Below are 11,566 nucleotides of genomic sequence, written 5' to 3'. Positions count from 1 at the left end.
CGTATTACGCGTTACAGACTACAAAGCCTTCATGACGCGGCGTTTATTCGCTGCGCATCAACGGATAAAGCTCTTTGAGCAACTTGCGGCGGCTGATCACCAACTGCCAGCGATGACCGCCGAGCTGTCGCCACAGGCGCGCCGAGCGGATACCGGCGAGGAGCAGGGCGCGGATCTTCGAGGCATTGCTCGGCTGCTGCAGGTTGCGCATGTCGCCGTGCACCTGAATGCGCTGGCGCAGGGTGCTCAACGTGTCCTGATACAACGCACCGCAAGCGGCGACGACGTTTTCATGAGCCGGGCCAAAATGCTCGACCTGCGACTGAATCTGCGGCAGGCGCTTGGCGATCGTCTCGAGCATGTCGTCACGCTTGGCCAGTTGTCGCTCCAGCCCGAGCATCGACAGGGCGTAGCGCAGCGGCTCGCGCTGCAAGGTGCTCGGATCGCGCTCCAAAGCGCCGATCAGCGCGCGGTAACCCTCGCGCAGATTGATGTCATCGCCACCGTAGACGTCCAGCGTGTCTTTCGGATCCCGCACCAACAGGCTGCCGAGCATGCAGCTCAGGCCGGCCTCGTTGGTCTGGCCGGTCTTGGCGATACGGTCCACCAGCACGGCGGCGAGAAACACGCCGCCCAGCGCCGTCAGTTGCTCCTGAGTCGGGCTCATGCCTGGCCGCTCCACGGCTCGGCCACTTCGATCACGCCGCCGCCGAGGCAGATCTCACCGTCATAGAACACCACCGATTGGCCCGGCGTCACCGCGCGCTGCGGCTCGTCGAACACGGCGCGGTAGCCGCTGGCGGTTTTTTCCAGGGTGCAGGCCTGATCGCTCTGGCGATAACGCACTTTCGCCGTCAGGCGCAGCGGCTGGCTCAGGTCGATCGGGTTGACCCAATAGATTTCCGAAGCGAGCAGGGCGCTGGAAAACAACCACGGATGGTTGTTGCCCTGACCGACGATCAGCTCGTTGGTCTCCAGGTCCTTGCGCAGCACGTACCACGGCTCGTCGCCGGCATCTTTCAAACCGCCGATGCCCAGACCCTGACGCTGGCCGATGGTGTGGTACATCAAGCCGTGATGACGGCCGATGACATCGCCTTCGGTGGTTTTGATCTCGCCCGGTTGCGCCGGCAGGTATTGCTTGAGGAAATCGCTGAAGCGCCGCTCGCCGATGAAGCAGATCCCGGTGGAATCCTTCTTCTTGGCGGTGGCCAGTTCGTATTTCTCGGCAATCGCGCGGACTTCAGGCTTTTCCAGTTCGCCGACCGGGAACAGGGTCTTGGCAATCTGTTCGCCGCCAACGGCGTGCAGGAAGTAGCTCTGATCCTTGTTCGGATCGAGCCCCTTGAGCAGCTCGGTGCGACCGTCGATGTCGCGGCGGCGCACGTAGTGGCCGGTGGCGATCAGGTCGGCGCCGAGCATCATTGCGTAGTCGAGGAACGCTTTGAACTTGATCTCGCGGTTACACAGGATGTCCGGGTTCGGCGTGCGCCCGGCCTTGTATTCGGCGAGGAAGTGCTCGAACACGTTGTCCCAGTACTCGGCAGCGAAGTTGGCGGTGTGCAACTTGATGCCGATCTTGTCGCAGACAGCCTGCGCATCCGCCAGGTCGTCCATGGCGGTGCAGTATTCCGTTCCGTCGTCTTCTTCCCAGTTCTTCATGAACAGGCCTTCCACTTCATAACCCTGCTCGATCAGCAGAAGGGCGGAAACGGAAGAGTCCACGCCGCCGGACATGCCGACAATGACGCGCTTCTTGGATGTGTCAGAAGGGGCTGGATCACGCATATGGATTCAATGAGTGTCTTGGAAAAGGGCGCGATTCTATCAGGCTCGCGGCCGCAAGGCTAAAGAGAAGGGCGGATCAGCTCGAGGCTGAAGTGATGGCCGGCCAGATAATCGTCGATGCAACGGATGATCAGCTCACTGCGCCAGTTGTCGCGCTGGGCGATTAATTCGTCGCGGGTCAGCCACTTGGCGCCGATGATCCCGTCGTCTAGCTGGTAATCCGGGTGGTGCTGCACGGCTTTGGCGCTGAAGCAGACACGCTGGTAAGTCACGCCGTTGCTCGGTGCGGTGTACAGATAAATGCCGATCACCCCAGTGGGTTCGACGTCCCAGCCGGTTTCTTCGAGGGTTTCGCGAATGGCCGCGTCGATCAGGGTTTCATCCGGATCGAGATGGCCGGCGGGCTGGTTGAGCACGTTACGGCCGCCTTTGTGTTCTTCGACCATCAGAAAGCGGCCATTGTCCTCGACGATGGTGGCGACGGTGATGTGGGGGAGCCATTCCATAAGTCATCCTCAATCTATTGGTTGAAACCCAATCACCTGTAGGAGTGAGCCTGCTCGCGATAGCGTCGGGTCAGTCACCATCAATGTTGAATGGTATACCGCTATCGCGAGCAGGCTCACTCCTACAGGGGATTTGTGTTGTGTTCGGAAACACAAACCCCGGCACAAGGCCGGGGTCTGTTTACCGCATTACAACCTTAAACCAGCGCAGCGATCGCTTTGTTGAAGGTTTCGCTTGGGCGCATGGCCTTGCTGATCAGCTCGGCGTCGGCGTGGTAGTAACCGCCGATGTCGACTGGCTTGCCCTGAACGGCGTTGAGCTCGGCAACGATGGTCGCTTCGTTCTCGGTCAGGGTTTTGGCCAGAGTCGCGAACTGCGCTTGCAGTGCAGCGTCTTCAGTCTGGGCGGCCAGGGCCTGAGCCCAGTACATCGCCAGGTAGAAGTGGCTGCCGCGGTTGTCGATGTTGCCGACTTTGCGCGATGGCGACTTGTTGTTGTCGAGGAACTGGCCAGTGGCCTGGTCCAGAGTTTTCGACAGCACCAGCGCTTTCGGGTTGTTGTAGTTCACGCCCAGATGCTCGAGGGAAGCGGCGAGGGCGAGGAACTCACCCAGCGAATCCCAGCGCAGGAAGTTTTCTTCAACCAGTTGCTGCACGTGCTTCGGAGCCGAGCCGCCGGCGCCGGTTTCGAACAGACCACCGCCGTTCATCAGCGGCACGATCGACAGCATCTTGGCGCTGGTGCCCAGTTCCATGATCGGGAACAGGTCGGTCAGGTAGTCGCGCAGTACGTTGCCGGTCACCGAAATGGTGTCCTTGCCTTCGCGGGTGCGCTGCAGGGTGTACTTCATCGCATCGACCGGGGCCATGATCTGAATGTCCAGACCGCTGGTGTCGTGATCCTTCAGATATGCCTGAACCTTCTCGATCACCACGCCATCGTGAGCGCGCATCGGGTCGAGCCAGAAGATCGCCGGCGTGCTGCTCGCGCGAGCACGGTTGACGGCCAGTTTGACCCAGTCCTGGATCGGCGCGTCCTTGGTCTGGCACATGCGGAAGATGTCGCCGGCTTCGACAGCCTGTTCCATCAGCAGCTTGCCTTTGCTGTCGGTGACGCGAACGACGCCGTCAGCCTTGATCTGGAAGGTCTTGTCGTGGGAGCCGTACTCTTCGGCTTTCTTCGCCATCAGGCCGACGTTTGGCACGCTGCCCATGGTGGTCGGATCGAAAGCGCCATTGGTTTTGCAGTCTTCGATCACGGCCTGGTAGATGGTCGCGTAGCAGCGATCCGGGATAACTGCCTTGGTGTCGTGCAGCTGACCATCGGTGCCCCACATTTTGCCGGAGTCACGGATCATCGCCGGCATCGAGGCGTCGACGATGACGTCGCTCGGCACGTGCAGGTTGGTGATGCCTTTGTCGGAGTTGACCATCGCCAGCGATGGACGAACGGCGTAGACCGCGGCGATATCCGCTTCGATCTGCGCTTGCTGCTCGGCCGGCAGGGCCTTGATGCGCGCGTACAGATCGCCGATGCCGTTGTTCAGGTTGAAGCCGATCTGGTTCAGCACGTCAGCGTGTTTGGTCAGTGCGTCTTTATAGAACTCGGCAACGATCTGGCCGAACATGATCGGGTCGGAAACCTTCATCATGGTTGCTTTCAAGTGCACCGAGAGCAGTACGCCCTGAGCCTTGGCGCTTTCGATCTCGGCAGCGATGAACGCGCGCAGAGCGTTTTTGCTCATTACGGCGCAGTCGAGGATCTCGCCAGCCTGAACGGTGGTTTTCTCTTTCAGAACGGTAGCGCTACCGTCCTTGGCGACCAGCTCGATCTTCACTGCGTCAGCGGCGTCGATCAGGACAGCTTTTTCGCTGCCGTAGAAATCGCCGGTGCTCATGTGAGCGACGTGAGACTTGGAGTCCTTGGCCCAGGCGCCCATTTTGTGCGGGTGCTTGCGCGCGTAGTTCTTCACCGACAGCGGAGCGCGGCGGTCGGAGTTGCCTTCACGCAGAACCGGGTTCACGGCGCTGCCCTTGACCTTGTCGTAGCGCGCCTTGGCGTCTTTGTCGGCGTCGCTGATCACGGTTTCCGGGTAATCCGGCAGGTTGTAGCCCTGTGCCTGCAATTCTTTGATCGCGGCTTGCAGCTGTGGCACCGATGCACTGATGTTCGGCAGCTTGATGATGTTGGCTTCAGGCGTAACGGCCAGGTCGCCCAGTTCGGCGAGGTGGTCGGCTACGGCTTTGTCGCCCAGTTGCTCGGGGAAGCTTGCCAGGATGCGCGCTGCAAGAGAGATATCGCGGGTTTCCACGGCGATATCGGCCGAGGCGGTGTAAGCCTCGATGATCGGCAGCAGGGAATAGGTGGCGAGGGCAGGAGCTTCGTCGGTGAAGGTATAGATGATCTTCGAGCGGGTGGGCATATTCGGATTAACTCTCTCTTCTTTGCTAAAGCGTGCGCAGAAACTCGAGGGGCGCCGGGTAAGCGCGTTCGTTCAAAGTCATCCATGAACCGAATGTCGAGATTCTTCGCGGTGATGTTGGGTGCATCAGTAGAGCGTCAAGCAGTCAGGCTGCGGTAACAACCCGACCAATCAGGCGGAAAGTCTCGTGCTAGAGAGGCCAGCCGTCGTGACCCTGTGGTCAGCGGGCGGCATTATACATAGGTAGCTGGCAATCTGCCGATGGTTCATATGCAACGATTCTCGTCCATTGGTCTAAAGGTCGCAGGGCGGCGCCGGGCAAAGACTCGTTACGAATGCTGGAGTTTGGCGCTTTTCCCTTTGCTTTCAGGCTTGTACGAAACGAGATGTGCGGGGTGGCGGAACATAGGGTTTGCGTGTTGATTCAACTGGGTTACGCTCGAAGCAAGCCAGATGTTCAATCCAAACAATGGAGTTCAGCATGGGTTACAAGAAGATTCAGGTTCCAGCCGTCGGCGACAAAATCACCGTCAATGCAGACCATTCTCTCAATGTTCCTGATAACCCGATCATCCCCTTCATCGAAGGTGACGGTATTGGTGTCGACATCAGTCCGGTGATGATCAAGGTTGTCGATGCTGCTGTTGAAAAGGCCTACGGCGGCAAGCGCAAGATTTCCTGGATGGAAGTCTACGCTGGCGAAAAAGCCACCCAGGTTTACGATCAGGACACCTGGCTGCCGCAGGAAACCCTCGACGCCGTCAAGGATTACGTAGTCTCCATCAAAGGCCCGCTGACCACCCCGGTCGGTGGCGGCATCCGCTCGCTGAACGTGGCCCTGCGTCAGCAACTCGACCTGTACGTCTGCCTGCGCCCGGTGCGCTGGTTCGAAGGCGTGCCAAGCCCGGTGAAAAAGCCCGGCGATGTCGACATGACCATCTTCCGCGAGAACTCCGAAGACATTTATGCCGGCATCGAGTGGAAGGCCGGTTCGCCGGAAGCCACCAAGGTAATCAAATTCCTTAAAGAAGAAATGGGCGTCACCAAGATCCGTTTCGACGAAAACTGCGGCATCGGCGTCAAGCCTGTATCCCGCGAAGGCACCAGGCGCCTGGCGCGCAAGGCCCTGCAATACGTGGTCGACAATGACCGCGACTCGCTGACCATCGTGCACAAAGGCAACATCATGAAGTTCACCGAAGGTGCCTTCAAGGAATGGGCCTACGAGGTGGCGGCCGAAGAGTTCGGCGCGACCCTGCTCGATGGCGGCCCGTGGATGCAGTTCAAGAACCCGAAAACCGGCAAGAACGTTGTGGTCAAGGACGCCATCGCCGACGCCATGCTCCAGCAGATCCTGCTGCGCCCGGCCGAGTACGATGTGATCGCCACTCTCAACCTCAACGGTGATTACCTGTCAGATGCCCTGGCGGCGGAAGTGGGCGGTATCGGCATCGCGCCGGGTGCCAACCTTTCCGACACCGTGGCGATGTTCGAAGCGACCCACGGTACCGCGCCGAAATATGCCGGCAAGGACCAGGTCAACCCGGGCTCGCTGATTCTCTCGGCCGAGATGATGTTGCGTCACATGGGCTGGACTGAAGCGGCGGACCTGATCATCAAGGGCACCAACGGTGCGATCGGGGCGAAGACTGTTACTTATGATTTCGAGCGTTTGATGGATGGGGCCAAGCTGGTTTCGTCTTCGGGGTTCGGGGATGCGTTGATTTCGCATATGTAAAAGTTACAGGCACATGAAAACCGCCTGACTCGATGGGTTGAGTCAGGCGGTTTTTTTCTCAGCGTATTCAGGCAGGAATCAGTCAGCTCATCGCCTTGGCAGTTGCGGCAGCGGCAGCTGCGCCGACAGCGGCAGTTTCAGAAGCGGTGGATGGTTCGATGATTACGGATTCAATGGCTACCGCATGCAGGCCCTTCGGACCTTGCACGATCTCGAATTTCACCGTCTGGCCCGCTTTCAGCGTCTTGTACCCGTCCATCAGGATGGCCGAGTAGTGGGCGAAGAAATCAATGTCCTTGCCATCCTCATCGCGGCCTTCCCGGGAGTCGGTATTGATAAAGCCGAATCCCTTGGCATTGTTGAACCATTTCACCTTGCCGACAGCCATGCTCAAATCCCTCTGCAACAGACTCCATCGCTGGAGTATCATCCACGACATCCGCAATCGAATTCGATAAAAGAATTGACTCCGCGGATCTTTTTTACCCACTGTGGGCTCTATTGGTTGTAACACCGTTTTCCCGATAGTCAAGGTGACCGGGCAGTCGTAGTTGAAAACGTGTGCAACCGCCCCCACCACTGTATTCGCACAACTGACGAACCTTTTTTTCCATGCATGCAATCAGCCAGATTCGACTAACATTCAATCAGGATCGCCCGCTTCTCCAAAAGGATCTTCCACAGGAGCACGACGACGATTCGGCAGGCGTTGCTGTTCAGGAAGCAAAGCCCGCGTTACAGGCGCCGCCGATGTACAAGGTGGTTTTGTTCAATGATGACTACACACCGATGGATTTCGTCGTCGAAGTGCTCGAGGTGTTTTTTAACCTGAATCGCGAGCTGGCGACCAAGGTCATGCTGGCCGTCCATACAGAAGGCCGGGCAGTATGTGGAGTGTTTACCCGCGACATCGCCGAGACAAAGGCCATGCAGGTCAACCAGTACGCCAGGGAAAGCCAGCATCCGCTACTCTGTGAAATCGAGAAGGACGGTTAATCGCCGACCACTTGGGTATGAGGTGAAGCTATGTTAAACCGCGAGCTCGAAGTCACCCTCAATCTAGCCTTCAAGGAGGCTCGTTCGAAGCGTCATGAGTTCATGACCGTCGAACATCTCCTGCTGGCCCTATTGGATAATGAGGCTGCCGCCACCGTTTTGCGTGCCTGCGGCGCAAACCTCGACAAACTCAAGCATGATCTGCAGGAGTTCATCGACTCCACCACGCCATTGATCCCCGTGCATGACGAGGATCGTGAGACCCAGCCAACCCTGGGCTTCCAGCGTGTCCTGCAGCGTGCTGTTTTTCACGTACAGAGCTCGGGCAAACGCGAAGTGACCGGCGCCAACGTGCTGGTCGCCATCTTCAGTGAGCAAGAGAGTCAGGCAGTGTTCCTGCTGAAACAGCAGAGCGTTGCGCGCATCGATGTCGTCAACTACATCGCCCACGGCATTTCCAAAGTACCGGGGCACGGCGATCACTCTGAAGGTGAACAAGATATGCAGGACGACGAGGGCGGTGAGTCTTCTTCTTCAGGCAATCCTCTGGATGCTTATGCCAGCAACCTCAACGAACTCGCGCGCCAGGGTCGCATCGATCCGTTGGTCGGCCGCGAATCGGAAGTCGAGCGTGTCGCGCAGATTCTCGCGCGCCGGCGCAAGAACAACCCGCTGCTGGTGGGCGAAGCAGGCGTGGGTAAAACCGCGATTGCCGAAGGTCTGGCCAAGCGCATCGTCGACAACCAGGTGCCGGATCTGCTGGCCAATGCGGTTGTTTATTCCCTCGATCTCGGCGCTCTGCTCGCGGGCACCAAGTATCGCGGTGATTTCGAGAAGCGTTTCAAGGCGCTGCTCAATGAGCTGAAGAAACGTCCGCAGGCGATCCTGTTCATCGACGAGATCCACACCATCATTGGTGCGGGTGCTGCCTCCGGTGGCGTGATGGATGCGTCCAACCTGCTCAAGCCGCTGCTGTCGTCTGGCGACATTCGCTGCATCGGTTCGACTACGTTTCAGGAATTTCGCGGCATCTTCGAGAAGGACCGTGCCTTGGCGCGTCGTTTCCAGAAGGTCGATGTCGTCGAGCCGTCGGTGGAAGACACCATCGGTATCCTGCGTGGCCTGAAAGGGCGTTTCGAGCAGCATCACAACATCGAGTACAGCGACGAGTCGTTGCGTGCCGCTGCCGAACTGGCGTCGCGCTACATCAATGACCGGCACATGCCGGACAAGGCCATCGACGTGATCGACGAGGCGGGCGCCTATCAGCGTCTGCAACCGGTGGAGATGCGCGTCAAGCGAATCGAAGTGCCACAGGTCGAAGACATCGTTGCGAAGATCGCGCGGATTCCGCCTAAGCACGTCACCAGTTCCGACAAGGAGCTGCTGCGTAATCTGGAGCGTGACCTGAAGCTGACCGTGTTTGGTCAGGACGCGGCGATCGACTCGCTGTCGACCGCGATCAAGCTGTCCCGCGCCGGGCTCAAGTCGCCTGACAAGCCAGTCGGTTCGTTCCTGTTCGCAGGGCCTACCGGTGTCGGTAAAACCGAGGCTGCGCGGCAACTGGCCAAAGCGTTGGGGATCGAACTGGTTCGCTTCGACATGTCCGAGTACATGGAGCGTCACACCGTATCGCGTCTGATCGGTGCACCTCCAGGCTATGTCGGATTCGATCAGGGCGGTCTGTTGACCGAGGCGATTACCAAGCAGCCGCACTGCGTATTGCTGCTCGATGAAATCGAGAAGGCGCATCCGGAAGTCTTCAACCTGCTGTTGCAGGTCATGGACCACGGCACGCTGACCGATAACAACGGGCGCAAGGCGGACTTCCGCAACGTGATCGTGATCATGACCACCAACGCCGGTGCCGAAACGGCCGCGCGGGCTTCGATCGGTTTCACCCATCAGGATCACTCGTCCGATGCGATGGAAGTGATTAAGAAGAGCTTTACGCCGGAATTCCGTAACCGTCTGGACACCATTATCCAGTTTGGTCGCCTCAGCCATGAGGTCATCAAAAGCGTGGTGGACAAGTTCCTCACCGAACTGCAGGCGCAGCTGGAAGACAAGCGCGTGTTGCTCGAGGTTACCGATGCGGCGCGCAGCTGGCTGGCGGCCGGTGGTTACGATTCGGCAATGGGCGCACGTCCGATGGCGCGTCTGATTCAGGACAAGATCAAGCGTCCGTTGGCGGAGGAGATTCTGTTTGGCGAACTGGCCGAGCATGGCGGTGTGGTGCACATCGACATCAAGGACGGGGAGTTGACGTTTGACTTCGAGACTACTGCGGAAATGGCCTGACGGTCGTGTATCAAGAGGGCGCCTTCGGGCGCCTTTTTGCTGTTTGTCGTTTGGGGGTTTTGGGTGAATATCCGTTGCTGCGGTTACGGCTGCTTAGGGTTTCGCCCTGACGGCGACTCACATTTTTTACAAACGCCTAAAAAAGTAAGCAAAAAAACGCTTGCTCCTGCGTTAGGCCCTCGCAGGCTCGGGTTCCTTCGCTGCGGGATCGATCCGCTCAGCCTTCCGACGTCGCCCGTGGATCAAGATCAAAAGCACTCGAGCTAACGCTCATTGTTGAGTGGTGAAAAGCGTGTGGTCTGCTTTGGATCTGCGTTGGATTCGCCCCTCACCCCAGCCCTCTCCCGAGGGAGAGGGGGCCGATTTGTGTGGTGTTCAAAACCTGCATTCAACTCGGTATCTCACGTCGGCGTACCTCGCCTAAACACCGCGGTCAGTCCCCTCTCCCTCTGGGAGAGGGCTAGGGTGAGGGGCTCTTGATCCGGCTTTTGATCTTTTGCCCCTTTGGCAGGCTTCGTTACGGGATCGATCCCGTAACGAAGGAACCCCGAGCCCCAGCGAGCGGGCCGAACGCTGGGGCAAAGCCTTTTGGGTTACCTTTTTGGCGTTTGGAAAAGGTGACTCGCTGTAAGAGCGAAACCGCCAGCGGCCGCACCCGAAAAAATGGATATACACACAAACCAATAAAGCGCAGATACAAAAACGCCCGGCATAACCCGGGCGTTCTGTATTGACTTGATTAACGAGCGCGGTAAGTGATCCGCCCTTTGCTCAAATCATAGGGCGTCAGCTCGACGCGCACTTTGTCACCGGTAAGAATACGAATGTAGTTCTTGCGCATCTTGCCGGAAATATGCGCGGTTACGACGTGCCCATTTTCCAACTCCACACGAAACATGGTGTTGGGCAGGGTGTCGACGACAGTGCCTTCCATTTCGAAGCTGTCTTCTTTCGACATGCAGTAAAGCCCTCGGTATCCAATGAATGGCCCGGTGCAACTGCGCCAGGCAAAAGCGGCGTGCATTGTGCCCGAAAAATGGGGTTTACGCCAAGGGGTTTAGGCCGTGGGTTTAGTTCAGGACGACCCAGCGCTGATTGATCAGCAATTCAATGGGCCGATATTGCGTCTTGTAGTTCATCTTTTTGCAGTTCTTGATCCAGTAACCCAGGTACACCGCCTCAAGGCCCAAGCGCTGGCTCTCGGCGATTTGCCAGAGGATCGCGTAACGACCGAGGCTGCGCCGTTCTTCGTTCGGTTCGTAGAAGGTGTACACCGCCGACAGACCGTTTGGCAGCAGGTCGGTGACCGCCACCGCGAGCAGCCGTCCGTCGAGTCGGAACTCGTAGAAGCGCGAGAAGGGCAGATCACGTACCAGGAAAGTCGAGAACTGATCACGGCTCGGCGGGTACATGTCGCCGTCGGCATGACGCTGTTCGATGTAGCGCTGGTACAGGTCGAAGTATTCTTCACTGAACTGCGGTTTGACTGGCTGCACTTGCAAATCGGCGTTGCGTTTGTAGATTCGCTTTTGCTGGCGGTTGGCAATGAACTGGGCCGAAGGAATGCGCGCAGGCACGCACGCATTGCAATTCTGGCAATGCGGCCGGTACAGGTGATCGCCGCTGCGACGAAAGCCCATTTCCGACAGATCTGCGTAGACGTGCACATCCATGGGCTGACTCGGGTCGAGAAACAGCGTCGTGGCCTGCTCCTCGGGCAGATAACTGCAAGAGTGGGGCTGAGTGGCATAGAACTTCAAACGCGCCAACTCGGTCATGAATCAACCCTCGGGATAAGCTGGTGGATTAAGTGT

At 58.4% G+C, this 11,566-nt stretch carries 10 protein-coding genes; 3 read left to right on the top strand and 7 right to left on the bottom strand.

Annotated features, from left to right (window positions below):
- Window positions 1-43 precede the first annotated feature (43 nt).
- The 4 genes from hflD to AEQ63_RS12640 all read right to left on the bottom strand — a co-directional run bounded on the left by hflD (window position 44) and on the right by AEQ63_RS12640 (window position 4,717).
- Entirely contained in the window at window positions 44-667 is a 624-nt protein-coding gene (gene hflD, locus AEQ63_RS12655; RefSeq protein WP_039763308.1) for a high frequency lysogenization protein HflD, read from the bottom strand.
- The gene (mnmA, locus tag AEQ63_RS12650) at window positions 664-1,788 is read right to left on the bottom strand and encodes a tRNA 2-thiouridine(34) synthase MnmA (RefSeq protein ID WP_042609216.1); all 1,125 of its coding nucleotides are present in this window, start codon (window positions 1,786-1,788) and stop codon (window positions 664-666) included. The genes hflD and mnmA overlap by 4 nt, the downstream gene beginning before the upstream one ends.
- A gap of 59 nt (window positions 1,789-1,847) precedes the next feature.
- Complete coding sequence (locus AEQ63_RS12645) at window positions 1,848-2,294, bottom strand: NUDIX hydrolase (protein ID WP_064363635.1); 447 nt, start codon at window positions 2,292-2,294, stop codon at window positions 1,848-1,850.
- 197 nt (window positions 2,295-2,491) lie between these two features.
- Window positions 2,492-4,717, bottom strand: coding sequence for an NADP-dependent isocitrate dehydrogenase (locus AEQ63_RS12640; RefSeq protein WP_064363634.1), 2,226 nt, complete (start codon window positions 4,715-4,717; stop codon window positions 2,492-2,494).
- Window positions 4,718-5,198: 481 nt separating this feature from the next.
- Between AEQ63_RS12640 and icd the strand changes: the two genes are divergently transcribed.
- A complete protein-coding gene (icd, locus tag AEQ63_RS12635) occupies window positions 5,199-6,455 on the top strand; it encodes an NADP-dependent isocitrate dehydrogenase (protein ID WP_056788899.1) in 1,257 nt (418 codons plus the stop codon).
- 82 nt (window positions 6,456-6,537) lie between these two features.
- Here icd and AEQ63_RS12630 read toward each other — a convergent pair whose 3' ends face one another.
- Window positions 6,538-6,843: a cold shock domain-containing protein gene (locus AEQ63_RS12630; RefSeq protein ID WP_064363633.1), complete on the bottom strand. Its 306-nt coding sequence runs from the start codon at window positions 6,841-6,843 to the stop codon at window positions 6,538-6,540.
- A gap of 224 nt (window positions 6,844-7,067) precedes the next feature.
- Here AEQ63_RS12630 and clpS point away from each other — a divergent pair, with 224 nt between their 5' ends.
- Both clpS and clpA read left to right on the top strand, forming a co-directional pair.
- Window positions 7,068-7,451 carry an ATP-dependent Clp protease adapter ClpS gene (gene clpS / locus AEQ63_RS12625; RefSeq protein WP_011334948.1) on the top strand — a complete coding sequence of 128 codons (384 nt, stop codon included), beginning with the start codon at window positions 7,068-7,070 and terminating at the stop codon, window positions 7,449-7,451.
- A gap of 30 nt (window positions 7,452-7,481) precedes the next feature.
- A complete protein-coding gene (clpA, locus tag AEQ63_RS12620; RefSeq protein WP_016775266.1) occupies window positions 7,482-9,752 on the top strand; it encodes an ATP-dependent Clp protease ATP-binding subunit ClpA in 2,271 nt (756 codons plus the stop codon).
- Window positions 9,753-10,491: 739 nt separating this feature from the next.
- Here the strand turns inward: clpA and infA are convergent.
- Together infA and AEQ63_RS12610 are read right to left on the bottom strand one after the other, a co-directional pair.
- Window positions 10,492-10,710 carry a translation initiation factor IF-1 gene (infA, locus tag AEQ63_RS12615; protein ID WP_002553999.1) on the bottom strand — a complete coding sequence of 73 codons (219 nt, stop codon included), beginning with the start codon at window positions 10,708-10,710 and terminating at the stop codon, window positions 10,492-10,494.
- Window positions 10,711-10,822: 112 nt separating this feature from the next.
- Window positions 10,823-11,530, bottom strand: coding sequence for an arginyltransferase (locus AEQ63_RS12610; protein ID WP_042609221.1), 708 nt, complete (start codon window positions 11,528-11,530; stop codon window positions 10,823-10,825).
- Window positions 11,531-11,566: the final 36 nt, after the last annotated feature.

The sequence above is a fragment of the Pseudomonas sp. RIT-PI-o genome, assembly GCF_001297215.1.
Classification (GTDB): domain Bacteria; phylum Pseudomonadota; class Gammaproteobacteria; order Pseudomonadales; family Pseudomonadaceae; genus Aquipseudomonas; species Aquipseudomonas moraviensis_A.
The sequence above is the reverse complement of the archived record's forward strand: the minus strand, read 5'-3'. Positions and strand labels throughout refer to the sequence as shown.

Bases quoted from the DNA above. Each gene is read 5' to 3' on its own strand.
- hflD (WP_039763308.1), bottom strand. From the start codon at position 667: ATGAGCCCGACTCAGGAGCAACTGACGGCGCTGGGCGGCGTGTTTCTC.
- mnmA (WP_042609216.1), bottom strand. From the start codon at position 1,788: ATGCGTGATCCAGCCCCTTCTGACACATCCAAGAAGCGCGTCATTGTC.
- AEQ63_RS12645 (WP_064363635.1), bottom strand. From the start codon at position 2,294: ATGGAATGGCTCCCCCACATCACCGTCGCCACCATCGTCGAGGACAAT.
- AEQ63_RS12640 (WP_064363634.1), bottom strand. From the start codon at position 4,717: ATGCCCACCCGCTCGAAGATCATCTATACCTTCACCGACGAAGCTCCT.
- icd (WP_056788899.1), top strand. From the start codon at position 5,199: ATGGGTTACAAGAAGATTCAGGTTCCAGCCGTCGGCGACAAAATCACC.
- AEQ63_RS12630 (WP_064363633.1), bottom strand. From the start codon at position 6,843: ATGGCTGTCGGCAAGGTGAAATGGTTCAACAATGCCAAGGGATTCGGC.
- clpS (WP_011334948.1), top strand. From the start codon at position 7,068: ATGCATGCAATCAGCCAGATTCGACTAACATTCAATCAGGATCGCCCG.
- clpA (WP_016775266.1), top strand. From the start codon at position 7,482: ATGTTAAACCGCGAGCTCGAAGTCACCCTCAATCTAGCCTTCAAGGAG.
- infA (WP_002553999.1), bottom strand. From the start codon at position 10,710: ATGTCGAAAGAAGACAGCTTCGAAATGGAAGGCACTGTCGTCGACACC.
- AEQ63_RS12610 (WP_042609221.1), bottom strand. From the start codon at position 11,530: ATGACCGAGTTGGCGCGTTTGAAGTTCTATGCCACTCAGCCCCACTCT.